At 35.9% G+C, this 18,172-nt stretch carries 23 protein-coding genes; 15 read left to right on the top strand and 8 right to left on the bottom strand.

Annotated elements, in window-relative coordinates:
- The 10 genes from RHTP_RS03045 to RHTP_RS03000 form a co-directional block, all read left to right on the top strand.
- Positions 1-1,249: RHS repeat-associated core domain-containing protein (locus RHTP_RS03045; RefSeq protein ID WP_138106656.1), on the top strand; the 1,249-nt coding region annotated here is incomplete at its 5' end.
- Complete coding sequence (locus tag RHTP_RS03040; RefSeq protein ID WP_138106655.1) at positions 1,246-1,773, top strand: hypothetical protein; 528 nt, start codon at positions 1,246-1,248, stop codon at positions 1,771-1,773. The genes RHTP_RS03045 and RHTP_RS03040, both read left to right, overlap by 4 nt.
- A 2-nt stretch (positions 1,774-1,775) precedes the next feature.
- Entirely contained in the window at positions 1,776-2,357 is a 582-nt protein-coding gene (locus tag RHTP_RS03035) for a hypothetical protein (protein ID WP_138106654.1), read from the top strand.
- Positions 2,354-2,872, top strand: a complete 519-nt coding sequence (locus RHTP_RS03030; RefSeq protein ID WP_138106653.1) for a hypothetical protein — start codon at positions 2,354-2,356, stop codon at positions 2,870-2,872. The genes RHTP_RS03035 and RHTP_RS03030 overlap by 4 nt, the downstream gene beginning before the upstream one ends.
- Before the next feature lie 2 nt (positions 2,873-2,874).
- Entirely contained in the window at positions 2,875-3,459 is a 585-nt protein-coding gene (locus RHTP_RS03025; protein WP_138106652.1) for a hypothetical protein, read from the top strand.
- A complete protein-coding gene (locus RHTP_RS03020) occupies positions 3,456-3,974 on the top strand; it encodes a hypothetical protein (protein ID WP_138106651.1) in 519 nt (172 codons plus the stop codon). Before RHTP_RS03025 ends, RHTP_RS03020 begins: the two co-directional genes overlap by 4 nt.
- An 11-nt stretch (positions 3,975-3,985) precedes the next feature.
- Positions 3,986-5,311, top strand: coding sequence for an RHS repeat domain-containing protein (locus RHTP_RS03015; protein ID WP_171005715.1), 1,326 nt, complete (start codon positions 3,986-3,988; stop codon positions 5,309-5,311).
- Entirely contained in the window at positions 5,308-5,823 is a 516-nt protein-coding gene (locus RHTP_RS03010) for a hypothetical protein (protein WP_138106649.1), read from the top strand. Before RHTP_RS03015 ends, RHTP_RS03010 begins: the two co-directional genes overlap by 4 nt.
- 54 nt (positions 5,824-5,877) lie before the next feature.
- Positions 5,878-6,402 (top strand): hypothetical protein, encoded by a 525-nt coding sequence (locus tag RHTP_RS03005; RefSeq protein WP_244609515.1) that lies wholly within the window; start codon positions 5,878-5,880, stop codon positions 6,400-6,402.
- The gene (locus RHTP_RS03000; protein ID WP_138106648.1) at positions 6,399-6,779 is read left to right on the top strand and encodes a hypothetical protein; all 381 of its coding nucleotides are present in this window, start codon (positions 6,399-6,401) and stop codon (positions 6,777-6,779) included. The genes RHTP_RS03005 and RHTP_RS03000 overlap by 4 nt, the downstream gene beginning before the upstream one ends.
- Before the next feature lie 14 nt (positions 6,780-6,793).
- Here RHTP_RS03000 and htpX read toward each other — a convergent pair whose 3' ends face one another.
- Positions 6,794-7,714 carry a protease HtpX gene (htpX, locus tag RHTP_RS02995; RefSeq protein ID WP_138106647.1) on the bottom strand — a complete coding sequence of 307 codons (921 nt, stop codon included), beginning with the start codon at positions 7,712-7,714 and terminating at the stop codon, positions 6,794-6,796.
- Between the two features lie 269 nt (positions 7,715-7,983).
- Here htpX and RHTP_RS02990 point away from each other — a divergent pair, with 269 nt between their 5' ends.
- The 3 genes from RHTP_RS02990 to RHTP_RS02980 are packed head-to-tail and all read left to right on the top strand — an operon-like array spanning position 7,984 to position 10,590.
- The gene (locus RHTP_RS02990) at positions 7,984-8,187 is read left to right on the top strand and encodes a hypothetical protein (RefSeq protein WP_244609514.1); all 204 of its coding nucleotides are present in this window, start codon (positions 7,984-7,986) and stop codon (positions 8,185-8,187) included.
- Between the two features lie 37 nt (positions 8,188-8,224).
- Positions 8,225-9,658: a dipeptidase gene (locus RHTP_RS02985; RefSeq protein ID WP_138106646.1), complete on the top strand. Its 1,434-nt coding sequence runs from the start codon at positions 8,225-8,227 to the stop codon at positions 9,656-9,658.
- Positions 9,613-10,590 carry a hypothetical protein gene (locus RHTP_RS02980; RefSeq protein ID WP_138106645.1) on the top strand — a complete coding sequence of 326 codons (978 nt, stop codon included), beginning with the start codon at positions 9,613-9,615 and terminating at the stop codon, positions 10,588-10,590. The genes RHTP_RS02985 and RHTP_RS02980 overlap by 46 nt, the downstream gene beginning before the upstream one ends.
- Here the strand turns inward: RHTP_RS02980 and RHTP_RS02975 are convergent.
- The 5 genes from RHTP_RS02975 to RHTP_RS02955 form a co-directional block, all read right to left on the bottom strand.
- Positions 10,550-11,386: a methionyl aminopeptidase gene (locus RHTP_RS02975; protein WP_138106644.1), complete on the bottom strand. Its 837-nt coding sequence runs from the start codon at positions 11,384-11,386 to the stop codon at positions 10,550-10,552. The two genes, RHTP_RS02980 and RHTP_RS02975, sit on opposite strands and share 41 nt — an antisense overlap.
- A complete protein-coding gene (locus tag RHTP_RS02970) occupies positions 11,370-12,251 on the bottom strand; it encodes a methionyl aminopeptidase (RefSeq protein ID WP_138106643.1) in 882 nt (293 codons plus the stop codon). The genes RHTP_RS02975 and RHTP_RS02970 overlap by 17 nt, the downstream gene beginning before the upstream one ends.
- 10 nt (positions 12,252-12,261) lie before the next feature.
- A complete protein-coding gene (gene truA, locus RHTP_RS02965) occupies positions 12,262-13,014 on the bottom strand; it encodes a tRNA pseudouridine(38-40) synthase TruA (RefSeq protein WP_138106642.1) in 753 nt (250 codons plus the stop codon).
- 7 nt (positions 13,015-13,021) lie between these two features.
- The gene (locus RHTP_RS02960) at positions 13,022-13,621 is read right to left on the bottom strand and encodes a MarC family protein (protein ID WP_138106641.1); all 600 of its coding nucleotides are present in this window, start codon (positions 13,619-13,621) and stop codon (positions 13,022-13,024) included.
- Between the two features lie 178 nt (positions 13,622-13,799).
- Positions 13,800-14,615, bottom strand: a complete 816-nt coding sequence (locus tag RHTP_RS02955) for a hypothetical protein (RefSeq protein ID WP_138106640.1) — start codon at positions 14,613-14,615, stop codon at positions 13,800-13,802.
- 155 nt (positions 14,616-14,770) lie between these two features.
- Between RHTP_RS02955 and RHTP_RS02950 the strand changes: the two genes are divergently transcribed.
- Entirely contained in the window at positions 14,771-15,334 is a 564-nt protein-coding gene (locus RHTP_RS02950) for a hypothetical protein (RefSeq protein ID WP_138106639.1), read from the top strand.
- Here the strand turns inward: RHTP_RS02950 and RHTP_RS02945 are convergent.
- Both RHTP_RS02945 and rpmB read right to left on the bottom strand, forming a co-directional pair.
- On the bottom strand, positions 15,323-16,318 hold the full coding sequence (locus RHTP_RS02945; protein ID WP_171005714.1) for a phospholipase D-like domain-containing protein: 996 nt from the start codon (positions 16,316-16,318) through the stop codon (positions 15,323-15,325). The two genes, RHTP_RS02950 and RHTP_RS02945, sit on opposite strands and share 12 nt — an antisense overlap.
- 46 nt (positions 16,319-16,364) lie before the next feature.
- On the bottom strand, positions 16,365-16,640 hold the full coding sequence (gene rpmB, locus RHTP_RS02940; RefSeq protein ID WP_138106637.1) for a 50S ribosomal protein L28: 276 nt from the start codon (positions 16,638-16,640) through the stop codon (positions 16,365-16,367).
- Between the two features lie 111 nt (positions 16,641-16,751).
- Between rpmB and sthA the strand changes: the two genes are divergently transcribed.
- Positions 16,752-18,167, top strand: coding sequence for a Si-specific NAD(P)(+) transhydrogenase (gene sthA, locus RHTP_RS02935; protein ID WP_138106636.1), 1,416 nt, complete (start codon positions 16,752-16,754; stop codon positions 18,165-18,167).
- Positions 18,168-18,172: the final 5 nt, after the last annotated feature.

Here is an 18,172-nt window from a genome sequence, read left to right as displayed (position 1 = left end):
TACCTGGGAAGCATCTTACGATGCTCTAGGAAGAAGACTACAAACCCGTTACACTCCCTACAAAAGTGCTACCCTCACAACAACCTCACTATACGATCCCGAAGAAGAATTTCAAGAAATCGGAGTCAAATGCCAAGACAAGACCTTTTGGAAAATCTATGGACCCAACTCCTGCGATGCTCTCAGTGATGAATCAGAAGCTGTTTTCCTGATCCACAACGCTCTAGGACAACTCGCTGGGGTAGTTACCGAACAACAAACTCGCTACACAGAAAACTTCCCCTCAGCCTATGGACCTACAGATTTTTCCATTCCCTCAGATCTACTTTCCTATGCCCAATCACTAACCTGGCATAGCAAAAGCCCAGATCCCACTAATCTGATCTGGATGGGAGAGAGATATTACGATGCCACCAGCGGGAGGTTCTTAAGCCCAGATCCCATTTCCTATCCCCTTTGTCTGGATCTTTACACCTATGCTAATGGAGACCCCATTAACTATATCGATCCTGATGGACGCTTTGCATCATATGCATATCAAACAGTAAAACCTCTTCTGTATCCTTGTCAGCCTGGAATGACTGTAATGAATGGTGTTTTTGCTGTCTGTGCAAATATCGGTCTTACACGCTCCAGTCCCTTTGAAGTTGGCTCTTTTAACCTGTCTACAGGTGCTATAGGGTTTATCAATGGGATTAATAATAATAAAATTCAAGCTAGGCTAAGCGCACAACAATTAAGCCAGTATGCTCAAGGAACCAAAATTTATGGCACCCATAATGCGACGAATTTCCCAGTAGTCGATGTCTTTGAATGTGCAGCAGGACATATCGGATTTCATACACCACCGGTTCAACTTTTAAAGAACAAGTGGAAGCATCTCATTGCCTCCCATGGACCTCAAGCTAAGTTCTTAGAAATCTGCCACAGTGGAGGAGCTATCCATCTTAAAAATGCACTTTTGACATCTCCAGAATCGGTTCGACAACAGATCATTGCTTTAGCGATTGCACCTTCTGTCATTATTCCAAACGAGCTGTGTTTTCAATCGGATAACTATATTAGCAGACGAGACTTTGTTACTCATCTTGATTTTGATGGAAAGAGAAGGTATGGCAATGAGTTACATGTACTAGAACCGCATCCCGACGCGAATAAATGGGATCATGAGTTTTTAAGTCCTACTTTTAAACGAACGTTGAAGAAGCATGTTCAAGATTATATAGATAATTATGGAGGTGAAAAGTGAAGTTGTTTTTTACTTGTGGAGTGCTACTAGCTACATTGTCTTTTCTTTTTGGTTGCGCTTCTCTTGGCTATCAATCTCCCAGATATGTGAAGCTAGCAGCAGAAATTACAGAAAAGACGGCACAGAAATTGAAAGGAAAAAAAAATCTTTACCTGATAGGAACAGGTGGAAGAATGATGAATGATATCCAAGCAATGCACATGAGTTTTCATTTTTATCAGGAGGTAGATCTTAAAGAAGCTAGAGAGCTAGTTGTCTATGCAGTCAATGAATATTTATTGGACATTAATAACAATGAGGAAATAAGACCTTATCTTCATGAATTTCCTTTTACTGCTCAGAATGTGGAGATAAGAATTTTTATTTATAAACCGGATGGCACCTGTCCGTCTTTGGATAAGATTGATTATATCTCAGCTATTAATGGTATCTTAACTTATTATTTAGATCTTCCTGAAACGTATTCGAGGCGGGCCATTTGTAAAGAAACCTATGAAGAAGCTTTGCAATCTATTTCTTTTTAAAAATGAATTCGGCGGGATTTATCAATGGGATTAATAATAATAAAATGCAAGCTAGGCTAAGCGCACAACAATTAAGCCAGTATGCTCAAGGAGCCAAAATTTATGGCACCCATAATGCGACGAATTTCCCAGTAATCGATGTCTTTGAATGTGCAGCAGGACATATCGGATTTCATACACCACCGGTTCAACTTTTAAAGAACAAGTGGAAGCATCTCATTGCCTCCCATGGACCTCAAGCTAAGTTCTTAGAAATCTGCCACAGTGGAGGAGCTATCCATCTTAAAAATGCACTTTTGACATCTCCAGAATCAGTACGACAACAAATCATTGCTTTAGCGATTGCACCTTCTGTCATTATTCCTAGAAGATTGTGTTTTCAATCGGATAACTATATTAGCAGACGAGACTTTGTTACTCATCTTGATTTTGATGGAAAGAGAAGATATGGCAATGAGTTACATGTATTAGAACCGCATCCCGACGCGAATAAATGGGATCATGAGTTTTTAAGTCCTACTTTTAAAGATACAATCCAAAACCACATAAATAACTATCTAGAGAATTATGGAGGAAAAAGATGAAATTGATTTTTACTTGTGGGATGATGTTCTCTTTTCTTTTTGGTTGTTCTTCTTTTTGGCATCCGTTGCCTGATTATGAAAAAATAGCAGATGATATTACAGAAAAGACGGCACAGAAATTAAAAGGAAAAAAAAATCTCTACCTAGTAGGAACAGGTGGAGGAATGATGAATGATATCCAAGCAATGCACATGAGTTTTCATTTTTATCAGGAGGTAGATCTTAAAGAAGCTAGAGAGCTAGTTGTCTATGCTGCCAATGAATATTTATTGGACATTAATAACAATGAGGAAATAAGACCTTATCTTCATGAATATCCTTTTACTGCTCAGAATGTGGAGGTCGTGGTCTTTTTTTATAATCCAGATGGTTCTAAAGTTGCTTCAGGTAAAATTAAGGTTGCAGCGGTCAAGCAAGGAAAAGTAGTTTATTATATTGATTATCCTGAAAAGTACACTTTAAAATCTATCTATGAAGAACCTTACGAGGAAGCTTTACAAGCTATTTCTTTTTAAAAATGAATTCGGCGGGATTTATCAATGGGATTAATAATAATAAAATGCAAGCTAGGCTAAGCGCACAACAATTAAGCCAGTATGCTCAAGGAGCCAAAATTTATGGCACCCATAATGCGACGAATTTCCCAGTAATCGATGTCTTTGAATGTGCAGCAGGACATATCGGATTTCATACACCACCGGTTCAACTTTTAAAGAACAAGTGGAAGCATCTCATTGCCTCCCATGGACCTCAAGCGAAGTTCTTAGAAATCTGCCACAGTGGAGGAGCAGATCATCTTAAAAATGCACTTTTGACATCTCCAGAATCGGTTCGACAACAGATCATTGCTTTAGCGATTGCACCTTCTGTCATTATTCCTAGAAGATTGTGCTTTCGATCTTTTAATTATATTAGCAGACGAGACTTTGTTACTCATCTTGATTTTGATGGAAAGAGAAGGTATGGCAATGAGTTACATGTACTAGAACCGCATCCCGATGCGAATAAATTTTGGGATCATGAGTTTTTGAGTCCTACTTTTGAAAGTAGAATACAAGGTCATATAAAAGAGTACCTTAAGAATTATGGAGGAAAAAGATGAAATTGATTTTTACTTGTGGGGTGATGTTCTCTTTTCTTTTTGGTTGCTCTTCTTCTTGGTATTCATTGCCAGATTACGAAAAAATAGCAGATGATATTACAGAAAAGACGGCACAGAAATTAAAAGGAAAAAAAAATCTTTACCTGATAGGAACAGGTGGAGGAATGATGAATGATATACAGATGATGGCAATGAGTTTTGACTACTATCAAGAAGTGGATCTTAAAGAAGCCAGAGAGCTAGTTGTCTATGCAGTCAATGAATATTTATTGGATATTAATAGCAATGAGGAAATAAGACCTTATCTTCATGAAGTTCCTTTTACTGCAAAAAACGTAGAAATAAGAATTTGGATTTGGAAGCCGGATAGATCTAAACCTTCGTCTGAAAAATTTTTATATATTTCGGCTATTGATGGAATTTTAACTTACTATCTAGATTATCCTGAAAAATATACTTTTAAAGCTATCTATGAAGAAACCTATGAAGAAGCTTTGCAAGCTATTTCTTTTTAAAAATGAATTACGTGCAGAATAGAAGAAAGAAAAGACAATTTGAATGGGATCCATGGGGAAGACTCCTCAAAGTCACCGATAAAGCATTTACCTGGGAAGCATCTTACGATGCTTTAGGAAGAAGACTACAAACCCGTTACACTCCCTACAAAAGTGCTACCCTCACAACAACCTCACTATACGATCCCGAAGAAGAATTTCAAGAAATCGGAGTCAAATGCCAAGACAAGACCTTCTGGAAAATCTATGGACCCAACTCCTGCGATGCTATCAGTGATGAATCAGAAGCTGTTTTCCTGATCCACAACGCTCTAGGACAACTCGCTGGGGTAGTTACCGAACAACAAACTCGCTACACAGAAAACTTCCCCTCAGCCTATGGACCTACAGATTTTTCCATTCCCTCAGATCTACTTTCCTATGCCCAATCACTAACCTGGCATAGCAAAAGCCCAGATCCCACTAATCTGATCTGGATGGGAGAGAGATATTACGATGCCACCAGCGGGAGGTTCTTAAGCCCAGATCCCATTTCCTATCCCCTTTGTCTGGATCTTTACACCTATGCTAATGGAGATCCCATTAACTATATCGATCCTGATGGACGCTTTGCATCATATGCATATCAAACAGTAAAACCTCTTCTGTATCCTTGTCAGCCTGGAATGACTGTAATGAATGGTGTTTTTGCTGTCTGTGCAAATATCGGTCTTACACGCTCCAGTCCCTTTGAAGTTGGCTCTTTTAACCTGTCTACAGGTGCTATAGGGTTTATCAATGGGATTAATAATAATAAAATTCAAGCTAGGCTAAGCGCACAACAATTAAGCCAGTATGCTCAAGGAACCAAAATTTATGGCACCCATAATGCGACGAATTTCCCAGTAATCGATGTCTTTGAATGTGCAGCAGGACATATCGGATTTCATACACCACCGGTTCAACTTTTAAAGAACAAGTGGAAGCATCTCATTGCCTCCCATGGACCTCAAGCGAAGTTCTTAGAAATCTGCCACAGTGGAGGAGCTATCCATCTTAAAAATGCACTTTTGACATCTCCAGAATCAGTACGACAACAAATCATTGCTCTAGCAATTGCTCCTGCTGTCATTATTCCTAGAAGATTGTGCTTTCAATCGGATAACTATATTAGCAAAAACGACTTTGTTACTCATCTTGATTTTGATGGAAAGAGAAGGTATGGCAATGAGTTACATGTACTAGAACCGCATCCCGATGCAAAGGACTGGGATCATGAGTTTTTGAGTCCTACTTTTGAAAGTAGAATACAAGGTCATATAAAAGAGTACCTTAAGAATTATGGAGGAAAAAGATGAAATTGATTTTTACTTGTGGGATGATGTTCTCTTTTCTTTTTGGTTGTTCTTCTTCTTGGTATTCATTGCCAGATTACGAAAAAATAGCAGATGATATTACAGAAAAGACGGCACAGAAATTAAAAGGAAAAAAAAATCTTTACCTGATAGGAACAGGTGGAAGAATGATGAATGATATCCAAGCAATGCACATGAGTTTTGACTACTATCAAGAAGTGGACCTTAAAAAAGCTAGAGAGTTGCTTGTCTATGCTGTCAATGAATATTTATTGGACATTAATAACAATGAGGAAATAAGACCTTATCTTCATGAATTTCCTTTTACTGCAAAAAATGTAGAGATAAGAATTTGGGTTTGGAAGATGGATAGATCTAAACCTTCACCCGAAAAATTTTTATATATTTCGGCTATTGATGGAATTTTAACTTATTATCTAGATTTTCCTGAAAAATACACTTTTAAAGCTATCTATGAAGAAACCTATGAAGAAGCTTTGCAATCTATCTTTTAAAGATCCTTTAGAACGCCATATCGTAGATTACGTTAAAAATTATGGAGGTAAAAAGTGAAGTTGTTTTTTACTTGTGGGGTGATGTTCTCTTTTCTTTTTGGTTGCGCTTCTCTTGGCTATCAATCTCCCAGATATGTGAAGCTAGCAGCAGAAATTACAGAAAAGACGGCACAGAAATTAAAAGGAAAAAAAAATCTTTACCTGATAGGAACAGGTGGAGGAATGATGAATGATATACAGATGATGGCAATGAGTTTTGACTACTATCAAGAAGTGGACCTTAAAAAAGCTAGAGAGTTGCTTGTCTATGCTGTCAATGAATATTTATTGGACATTAATAACAATGAGGAAATAAGACCTTATCTTCATGAAGTTCCTTTTACTGCAAAAAATGTAGAGATAAGAATTTGGGTTTGGAAGATGGATAGATCTAAACCTTCACCCGAAAAAATTTATTATATTTCAGCCATTGATGGAATTCTTAATTACTATATTCGAGGCTTAGAAGAATATTCTCGACAGGCTATTTGTGAAGAAACCTATGAAGAAGCTTTGCAAGCTATTTCTTTTCAAAAATGAATTCGGCGGGATTTATCAATGGGATTAATAATAATAAAATTCAAGCTAGGCTAAGCGCACAACAATTAAGCCAGTATGCTCAAGGAACCAAAATTTATGGCACCCATAATGCGACGAATTTCCCAGTAATCGATGTCTTTGAATGTGCAGCAGGACATATCGGATTTCATACACCACCGGTTCAACTTTTAAAGAACAAGTGGAAGCATCTCATTGCCTCCTATGGACCTCAAGCGAAGTTCTTAGAAATCTGCCACAGTGGAGGAGCTATCCATCTTAAAAATGCACTTTTGACATCTCCAGAATCAGTACGACAACAAATCGTTGCTCTAGCAATTGCTCCTGCTACCATTATTCCAAACGAGCTGTGCTTTTGATACAGATCCTTATCTCAAGAGAAGCCATTATAGCCTTCCAATCTTTCTATTCTTGCTTCTAAAGGAGGATGAGTAGCAAACCAGCGGGTGATGCTACGCTTCTCAGGGGTGGAGATTTTAAATGCCTGGAAAGCTGCAACGGCTGTTTGAGGATCTTGGGTCTGTACATTTTTTTGTAATGCTCTCAAAGCAGCTATCATATTTTCTCTACCTGCTAAAAAAGCACCACCGCGATCTGCTCTAAATTCTCTAAAACGAGAAAAAGCGCAGATGATTAAAGATCCTAAAACCATAAAGATCACTTCAAATAAAAAGACGAAGATCATATAGCTAATATAAGATCCTCCAGAAGAATTGCTCCTGCTTTTGCCAAGTCCTGAACAGATATAGGCAAGCACTCTAGCTAAGAACATGACAAAGGCATTAATAACGCCTTGTAATAAGGTCATTGTAACCATATCCCCATTTTGAATATGAGCCATTTCATGTGCAATAACCCCTTCTAGTTCTTTGTCAGACATACGGTTTAACAAACCTGTTGACACAGCAATTAAACTGCATTTTTTAGTAGGGCCTGTAGCAAAAGCATTTAATTCAGGGGAATTATATATCCCTACTTGAGGGAAATCCGATAGATTTGCATCGCGAGAAAATTTATGCACGATTGTCAATAATCTCTGTAAATTAGAGTCTTTGGTATTAGAATCAATCAGCTGTATTTTCATCATCCAGATAGCGATTTTACGAGAAAGTAAAAGAGAAATAAAGGCTCCTCCCATACCCCATACAAAACAGAAGATCATTAAAGAATAGAGATTTAAACCATAGGATTGTAAATAAGGTTTTATATTAAAAACGCTTAGAAAAAAAGAAAGAGTAATAACAACCAGAAAGTTTACCAATAAAAATAAAAAAACTCTTTTAGCAATGGCCATTTTTTTCTCCTTATACTTCCATCTATTATCTACTTTTTAAGATTGTTATGTCAATAACCTATGTCATATTTTCAGCATGAAATAGGATTAAAAAATATAAATATTTTACATTTTTTTTTAATTTATGGTTTTTTTAAATAACACTGGATTTTCTTCGATTTTTCTTTACATATTAATTACTGTTAAAGCATCTAGTTTCCACGTAAATGTACAACTCTAACGTGGAGTTGTGGTTTTTTCAATATAGATGTCAACCTTGAGAATTATAGATGGTCATTGATCTAAATAGTTTTTATCTTCCAGAAGACAAAGAAAAAGAAGAGGCTGGAGTATTTATTATGATAACTTGTGCTCCGCCATCTGAAGATGGTAAAATGCAAGTGGAAATGACGTATGAAGGAGATCCTTTTGTGCTCTTGTATATTTTAAAAAAAGCTCAAGAGCAATTTGAACAAAATGATGATATGTCTTAGTATTTTTTTTAGAACTTTAAGTTAAGGGTAATAACTCATGCAAACACTTGTTTTTGAAGACTGGTATAAAAATCACCAAGAGAGAATCTTGAGTGATTTTTTTACGTTTTTACGCTTTCCAAGTATTAGCACAAATAAGAAACATGAACAGGATATTAGAAAAACAGCTAGCTGGCTCAGTGAATATATGAAAGGAATAGGGCTAGAGGTAGACGTATGGGAGACTTCTCATTTTCCTGTTGTGTTTGGTTCTTATTTAAAAGCAGGTCCTAATAGGCCTACATTGCTTATCTATCATCATTATGATGTACAGCCAACTGATCCTCTAGACTTATGGGAAAATGATCCCTTTGAGCCAGTTATTAAAGAAAACTGCGTGTATGCGCGCGGTGCTTCAGATAACAAAGGGCAATGCTTTTATTCTTTAACCGCTTTAAAAGCTTATTTGGAGTTAAGTGATCGGATTGAACTAAATATTAAAATAGTAATTGAGGGAGAGGAGGAATCAAGCAGTAAAGGAATAAAGGGGATCCTTAAGACAAAAGCCCAAGAGTTAAAAGCGGATTATCTTATCGTTGTAGATGCAGGAATTTCTCATATAGAGTCTCCTGCGATTACTTTAGGAATAAGAGGGATTCTATCTCTTGAAATAGAATGTAAAAATTCTTTTGTGGATTTACATTCAGGAGTACATGGAGGGATTGCTTTAAATCCCAATCGCGCTTTAGCAGCAATAATAGCAAATATGTGGGAATCTTCTGGTAGAGTAGCAATTCCTCATTTCTATGATGATGTAGAACCTGTAAAGAAATGGAAAGATTCATTGGACATGACTTTTGATCAAGATTTATATACCAAAGAGTTTGGCGTGCATGCTTTTTCTCATGAAGAAGGGTATTCTCTTCGAGAATCAAACTGGTTAAGGCCTAGTTTAGAGGTCAATGGAATGTGGGGAGGGTATATAGAACCTGGCTTTAAAACAGTGATTCCCTCTAAAGCACATGCTAAGATTTCCTGCCGGTTAGTTCCTAACCAGAATCCTCAAAAGATTGCCCAAAATATCGTAGAATATTTCAAAAAAAATGCTCCACCAGGAATCGAAATTTCTGCAGAAATAGGAGAAGGATATAAAGCTTTTTGTTGTTTTCCTGATTCTGTGATTGCCAAAACAGCTGTTTTAGCGTATGAAGAAATATTTAAAAAACCATGCAAATATACTGCATGCGGAGCAACCGTTCCCATCGTAACAGAGCTAGCAGCAGTTAGCGCAGCAGAAACAATACTGATGGGGGTAGGATTACCAACTAATAATATTCACGCTCCTAATGAGCATTTTAGCATGGATTGTTTTAAACTAGGCTTTCTAGTGATGACAAATCTTTTAACTCGATTATCGCAAAGAGTGGAGCAAAGAGAAGAGGATTTATGTGGAAACTCAGCAGAGCAAGAAAGGAGAATAGAGAAACCGTAAATAGCTTGGTTCTATGGAGTAATTTAGGCCTTATGTTTTTCTTAGTAGCTTTAGGCTGTTTACTATGTAAATATACACAAATCTTTTGCTACTTGTTTTTTGTTTCAGTCTTTGGTTTTATGCTAACCTTTTACTGGGAAACTAAAGGATTTTTATGTAGTGTCTGTTTGATTACAGCTATTTTGATTAACTTAAAAGTCCCTAATAGGATTGAACTATGGAATGTTCTTTTTGCTATGTCGATTGTGCTTTCTTGGCTACTCTTGTTGCTAGGTCGTCAAGAAGTTTCTTTTTATTTTAAGAATAAAACCCTTAAAGAACAAGACTTAGAAGCAAAGTGTATATTCCTACAGAAAAAAATAGATCAGCTGCAAGAATTACTCATTTTTAAGAAAGATCTGCAGAAAAAACAGCAAGAAGCTGTATTTTTAAAAAAACAGCTAGAAGAATTAAAAGTTAAGTTATTAAAAGAGAAAAAAGAAAAAGCGATCTGGCAAAAAAGACATTATACAGTCATTCAAGAAATATCTAATCATCAAAATAGAGAAAAAAAGTTGCAGAGTGCATTGAAAAATGCATTTCATATGCAGGCTGAGTCTACAAAGAATTTTCAAGAAAAAACTCATCTTTTAGACCAAACAAGAAAACGTGTCTTTCATTTAGACAATGCATTATTTGTATTAGAAAGAGATTATGTCGAAAAAGAGTTTGATCCTCAAGTAGCTGATTTTATGAGCCATACTATACAGATGCAAGAGATACAATCTAATTTAGAATTTGAAATTTCCTTGCTTGAAGAGATTATTTGTACTGTTTGCAATCAGAAAAAAAAGATAAAGCCCAAACTTACCGCAAAGAAAACCATCTCAAAGATTTTACAAAATATAAGACCTAATCAAAAGTTGTCAAAATCTCGCAGCCCTCTTCTGTAATGAGAAAAGTATGCTCCCACTGTGCGCTTGGCTTTTTATCCACTGTACGCGCTGTCCATTTATCTTCCATGTCGATCACTACATCAGCAGAGCCTGCGTTAATCATAGGCTCTATGGCAAAAGTCATTCCAGCGGCCAAAGGAATCTTGATCGTATTATAACTATGGGGGATTTGGGGAGGCTCGTGTAAATGTATGCCTATTCCATGCCCTACAAATTGACGGACAACAGAGCATTTATGTAAATCTGCATGCGACTCGATTTTTTCAGCAATTTCATAAATGAATAGACCTGGTTTTAAGATGGTAAATACTTCATGTAAGCATTCATAAGATACTCTAATTACTTTGCTTTTTTCTATATCAACAGGTTCAAGAGCAACCATTTTACTACAATCACCATAATAGCCATTTAGAATACAGGTAATATCAATATTAATAATATCCCCTTGTTGTAGAGGGATGTCATTAGGAATTCCATGACACACAACATCATTAACGGAAGTGCAGATGCTTTTGGGAAAAGGGGGCCTGCCGTATCCTAAAGGAGCGGGAATAGCATTTGCTGCGAGCATTAAGCTATGTGCATAATCATTTAGTTGATTGGTTGTAATACCAACTTTTACTTGAGCACAAGTCTTGCTTAAGATAGTAGCTGCTAAACGACATGAGCTGCGAATAGCTTCAATCTCTTTTTTTGTTTTTAAAAGAATTCCATATTTTTTACGATACTGATAAGAGATTAGCTCTTGCTGAACCTGAATAGTAAATGAAAGAGAATTATTTTGGGCGCACATTTGAAAAAAGAGTATAATCTGGAATTGTCAAAATTTCATAACCGGTTTCGGTAATTAAGAAGGTATGTTCCCATTGTGCACTTGGCTTTTTATCAACTGTTCTGCAAGTCCAATGGTCTTTATCGATATATCCACTGCGTTTACCCGCATTGATCATAGGTTCAATGGTTAAAGTCATTCCAGCTGCTAAAGGAATCTGAGAGTGATTATAATGATGAGCAATCTGTGGCTCTTCATGAAATCCAATCCCCACTCCATGACCTACAAATTGATCTACGACAGAGCAATTTTGAGAAGAAGCATAGGATTCAATGGCTTTACCAATCTCACATAGTTTGTTATTGGGCTTTAAAACCTGCGCTGCTCTGTTTAAGCATTCTAAAGAAACATCAACTACTCTGCGTTTTTCAGCATCAATGGGTTCAAGTGCAACCATTTTACTGCAATCGCCATAGTATCCATTTAAAATACAAGCTACATCGATATTGACAATGTCACCTTGCTGCAACGGAATATCATTAGGAATTCCATGACAAATCACATCATTGAGCGATGTACAAATGTGTTTAGGAAAAGGAGGCTCTCCGTATCCTATACAACAAGAGACCGCATTTTTTTGTTCGAACAGCTCTTTTGCATATTGATCTAGTTCGTTTGTAGTGACCCCTACTTTTGTAATAGAGCAGAGCTTATCTAAAACTGTAGCAGCAAGCCTACATGCATGACGAATGCCAACTATTTGTTCTTCATTTTTTAAAATGATTCCATATTTCTTCAAATACTGTTCTTTAAGGGATTGCTTAGGATAGTGGCATTTTTTCCATTTTTTTTGACTGCCACACCAGCAAGGATCATTACGCGTCATTGTTTAACCTTTAATAACATACTTTTTTTAATAATAACCCGTGAGCTGGGGCGGTCATTCCTATTTGAGTACGATCTTTGCTCATTAAAAAGTTTGAAACCTGATGAGTAGCTAGCTTAGAGCAACCTATATACACTAAGGTTCCTACTAAATTTCGAACCATTTTATAGAGAAAGTGATCTCCAAGAATGATAAACCGCACTCTGTCTTTAGAAAGAGGTGAAATGGATAGCTCTTTTATATCGCAAATCACATTGCGATCCCAGCTAGGTCTTTGATTACAGAAAGCTGAAAAATCATGTTCTCCTATTAAACTGCGAGCTGCTTCTTGCATATCATCAAACTCTAAAAAACGAGGGAAATGCCAAGAAGTTCTGCGAAAAAAAGGATTTTGCACTTTCCCAAAGCACACATGGTACCAGTATTCTTTTTTCACACAGTTTAAAGTAGAGTGAAATTGTACAGGTACTTCTTCTAATTTTAAGACAGAAATAGCTTCATCTAAAAGACTATTTAGAGATCCTTGTAATCTATATAAACAAAGAGAGCTGGTTGTAAGGAAATGAACTACCTGTCCTTTTGCATGTACCCCGGCATCTGTTCTACTTGCTGCAGACAAAACAACATCTTCTTGCAAGATTTGTTGTAAAGCAGTTTGCAAACATTCCTCAATGCTAGGACCCTCATTATTTTTCTGCCATCCTAAATAAGGGGTGCCATCGTAGGCAATGGTCATTTTAAGGTTTCGCTTTGTTTCTATCATAGCAAATTTAAACTGCTTTTAAAAACAGCTGGACTCCTTCTAAGAGCATTTGAATAGCAATCAAAATTAAAATTAAACCCATTAAGCGCTCTAAAGCAGAAATCCCTCTTTTGCCTATTAACTTTTTTAAGTAGCTAGAGGCTAACAAAATCAAAGTTGAAGGGATCCAAGCAATAAAAATAGCGCTAATAATACTAAAATGGCTCTCTGCTTGACCTGCATATAACATCACAGCAGCTAATATAGCAGGCCCTGCTACCAGAGGGATTGCTAAAGGAACGATAAAAGGTTCCTTGTCTACCATATCTGTTACAGGCTCAGCTTGTGAAGGGAAGATCATTTTTAATGCAATTAAAAACAAAATTACTCCGCCAGCAACGATAATAGTGGGTGTTTTAATATTTATGAAGTTTAAAATTACATCTCCTAAGAGTTCAAAAAGAATAATGACTCCCAAAGCAATGAGCATTTCACGCAGAATGATGCGCTGTTGCTTCTTAGGCTCAAAGTTTTTAAGTAAAGAAGCAAATAAGGGGATATTACCAATAGAATCGATCATGAGAAAAAAGGTAAGAGCCATAGAAAGCACTTGAGGATTAGACTTCATAAAACCGTCCTTATATTTATTTTTAGTCTACGTCATTTGACAAATTCCAAGCGATTATAGATTTAAAAAATAAACATAAGAACTGTTTTGTGTTATGAATCACATAAAGGCCCGGTGTAGCTTTCTTTTTATAGGTTTTAAGTTCAGTGGATTTTTTATTGCAAGTTCTGCATGGCGATCATTTAAAACAGCTTTTAAGAACTTTGCGTGAGAGCTCTGGGGTCAGAGAATCTATAGTAGTCGCTATAAGATTTTTATGGTATTCCAAAGCACTTGGGTCTTCTGCATGATTTTTTTCCTCTAATGAAGATTTCAGAGCATTATACAAAAACGACGGGTCAATAGATTTTGTAATAGCTTTTATAACTTTCATGCTATTGTCAGTTAAGCCAGCATTAATCTTAATAATTTTCCATGAAAGCTCTGGTGTCAAAGAGTTTATAATAGCCTCTATAAGATCTTTATAGTATCTAGAGGTTGTAAAGCCTTCTGATTCTATACATTTTTTTTCCAACATAGACTTTAAAGCATCATATAAAAACATTGGGTCAATAGATTTTGTAATAGCTTCTACAGCTTTTATACAATCGTTAGCCAAGGCAGCTTTAAAAACTTCATATAAGCGAGAAGGGTCCTGATCTAATTTAATAGAGTCAATAACAGCATCTAAAATCTCTTTATGACTTTTTAGTACAGGAGCTTGATCTAACCCTGAATTTAAACCATGAACAAGCTGTTTTAGTCCAATTACTTTAAGTGCATTTACTGAGAGAAAGAAATCTATGATGTCTTTATGACCTTCTTTTGCTGCTATCATAAAACATCCTGCAAATTCACTTGGGAAGTCTTCTAGTTTTATATGGAACTGCTCTATCCTTGATTTAATCTCATTAAGATTCCCTTGTCTTGAATCTTGCCATAAGTTTTCATACCAGTTATGCGTTTGATTAAAGATAATTGAGAATGTTGCTTTAGGTGTATTACCAATAGTCATATGAACCTCCTTAACTTAAGGTAAGTAAATATTTTAGTCAGCTCTTTATTTAATGCAAGTTGCTAAATTTGATGAGAACCAGATTAAAAAAAATTGACTATTTTACCCTTCTTTCTATAAATTTTTGAGTATATTTTTTTAATTTTTATGTCTGAATGGCTATTTCTAATTACACAGAAGGGCAAAGGTTTTTTCAAGAAGATGAAACAGTCTTTGTAGATCGATCAATAAAATATCCAGTTTCTGTAAAAGCATTACGAGCATGTCGTTCTTGGCTAAATACAGTGACAGTTGAAAAAAATGCACAACTTACTAAATGTACTGTACAAAGTCTTGTAGTAGGTGGAGACTTGAATGCCCATTCATGTAATTTAACCACGGTAGACGTGGATGGAAAAGCCAGCTTGTATAACTGTTATCAAATGGATTCTATTACAGCCACTGATGATATCAAGCTCATAAATAAGACAGGGAAAATATTTACAAAATGGATAGAAACGCAAAAGAGCGTCAATATTAAAAATATGCATATTGATGAATTAATTTTTAGGTCGGGACATTCAATTATAGATAATTGCGATATATCGTGTATTCGCATCAAAAGACCAGAAAGAACAGAACAGGAATGTATTTTAGAATTTAAAGGGGCTTCTACAGTAGGAAAAATTATTTCTGAAGGCGTGGATGTAGAGATAAGAGGAAAAAAGCTAGAACTTTGAATCTTGTAAGGTGATTCCAATAAGTTTGGATTCTACCTTTATGATTTTGCAAAGGTTTTTTAGGAATTTTTTGAGTTTAGGGTCTTTTAGGTGAAGGATCAATAAAAGGTCTGCATTTTTATTAAAAGCTGCTTTTGTCCAGTTAGCGGACCCTGTGATTAGAATTTCTTGATCTATTACACAAAGTTTATGGTGGAGTAGATGCGCACCTTGACTGGCGCAAACAGCAAGTCCTTGGGATTTTAGCTGGTCTAATGCTTTTTTACTAGCTCCTTTGGCGCTGTAGCCATCTAAGACAATTGTTAGTTTTACGTCGCGATTTTTTGCAGAGATTAGAGCATCGCAAATAAGTGGATGTGTTAAGGTGAACGCTGCTACATCGATTGTTTTTTTTGCTTGGTTAATGAGCTGCAATATACGGCCAAGAGCTTCTTTGCCAGCTGTTGGTAATAAAAAAGCCTCAGCTTGTTGTTGATTTATTTCAAAGGAATAATAGGAGTTAGTCGGGTCTTGAAGAAAACTGGCAAGCGGTGGGTGATATAAGCCAATTACCAGATTGGAATGGTGAAGAAGAGAAGAGGGAGTAAAATTAGCAGAACCTAAAAAAATCAACTCTTTATCTAAGATCAGGATTTTCCTATGCATCAATCCTTTTGTCTTTACTGGGCAGGAAGAGCAATTCTTAAGTTTTTTATTTAGTTTAGGGGATGCTGAAGAGTCGTAGTAGACTTCAATGGGGATATTTAACCCCTTTTGATTGAGTATGTGAATTAAGCTGGTATCTGTTAGCCCATAGATACTTAAATGAACATGCGATTTAGCTTCTTTAATCGATCGATAAAATACAGCTTTAATATCATCTCTTGTTTGGTTGGAATAAAAAGTCAGAGGTTTTTCAATAGAAGGGAAAGTGGTTGTAATCGCAGTAGATACAAGCCAGATAAAAAACAGACAAAGGCTACCTATCAGGAGGGAGAGGGACACTCTAAAAAAGAGAAAACCTGATAGGTTATGCCGAATCAAAAATCTTTTAAAACTTTTCACCTTTTTCGCGAAGCTGACGGACAATAGCAGGCAAGCCATTTTTATTAATTGTACGTAGAGCGTTTACTGATAGAGTTAAACTAATAAAACGATTTTCTTCTGCAAGCCATAAACGTTTTTTAATTAAATTTGGTTGAAAACGGCGTTTTTTAATTCCTGTGATCTTTAAGCCAATTCCCTTTTTTTTCTTTGGAATTCCACGAATTGCATAGGACTTTCCTCGAACAGGGCGCTTACCAGTGACTTGACATCTCTTAGACATCTTTCCTTTACTCCTGTGATTCTTATAAAAGAAAAGATCTTAGCAACTTAAAACTTATTGAACAAGAATATTTCAGATTGCTAGGGTGGATTTAACTTCTAGGAGAAAAATGTGAAAGAGATATATGCAGATTTTGTCGTTATTGGATCTGGTCCTGCTGGACAAAAAGCAGCTATTCAAGCCTCAAAAATGGGCAAAAAAGTGATTGTTATTGAAAAAGATTCTGTATTGGGAGGAGCATCTTTAAACTCTGGCACAATTCCATCTAAATCTTTAAGAGAAGCTATTTTAGACCTTACAGATTTTTATAAAAGAAGCTTTTATGGGAAAAACTGCCCCTTAAAAGAGGTTTCAATTAATGATTTAAACTATCGACTTACCTTTGTTTTAGAAGAACAAAGAAAAATTTTATTAAAGCAGTTTGAAAAAAATCATATTCAAGTCATTCATGGGACAGCTTGTTTTAAGGATGTTCATCATGTCGATGTGCTTAGTTTAGATAAAAAGATTTTATATAGAGTAGAAGGGCAATATTTTTTGATAGCAACCGGTTCTAGGCCACGTAATCCTAATTCTGTTCCTTTTGACGATCAAAAAATTTTAGACTCCACTAGATTGCTTGCTATTGATCATTTGCCAAAAACGCTTATTGTATTAGGAGGGGGCATTATTGGTTCTGAATATGCTAGTTTTTTTGCTGCTTTAGGAACAAAAGTGACTGTTATCGATAAAAAGTCTCATCTGTTACCTCTTTTAGACTCAGAAATTGGTTTGCATTTACAAAAATCTTTAAATGCAATTGGCCTTAAAATGTTGGGAAATAAAGAATTAGATATGATTGAGAAGGAAGATGATTTTGTAAAAGTAACTTTTAAAGATAAAACGCATGTAAAGGCAGATGTGTTATTATATGCCTTGGGAAGAAGTGCGAATGTAGAACATTTGCGTATTGAGAATTTGGGAATCTCTATTGATAAATTTGGCTATATTCCTGTGAATGCTCTTTTTCAAGTTAAAAGATCTGATCACACAACGCTGCGCAATATTTATGCTGTAGGAGATGTTATTGGAGGACCAGCTCTTGCTTCCACTAGTATGGAGCAAGGTAGATTGGCAGCTCGAAATGCTTTTGGTGCAAAAACCCATCATTTTCCTGATTTCTACCCAATTGGCATTTATACAATTCCAGAAATTTCTTCATGTGGCTATACTGAAAATCAGCTTAAAGAACTTGATTTTAGATATGAGATTGGTAGAGCTTACTATTACGAAATTGCTAAAAATCAAATTATTGGAAATGATCCGGGTATATTTAAAATTTTATTTCATTCAGATACATTAGAAATTTTAGGAATTCATATTATAGGTCGAGCAGCAACAGAATTGATTCATATCGGGCAAGTGGCAATGAGCTTTAACGCAAAGATTGATTATTTTATCGATCAAGTGTTTAACTATCCGACTTATGCGGAAGGTTATCGCATTGCAGCTCTAAATGGTTTTAACAAGCTTAAGCACAAAAAGTAGGATAT

This window comes from Candidatus Rhabdochlamydia sp. T3358, from assembly GCF_901000775.1.
Lineage (GTDB): Bacteria > Chlamydiota > Chlamydiia > Chlamydiales > Rhabdochlamydiaceae > Rhabdochlamydia.
Note: the sequence above shows the minus strand (reverse complement) of the source record. Positions and strands in the feature narration are given on the sequence as shown.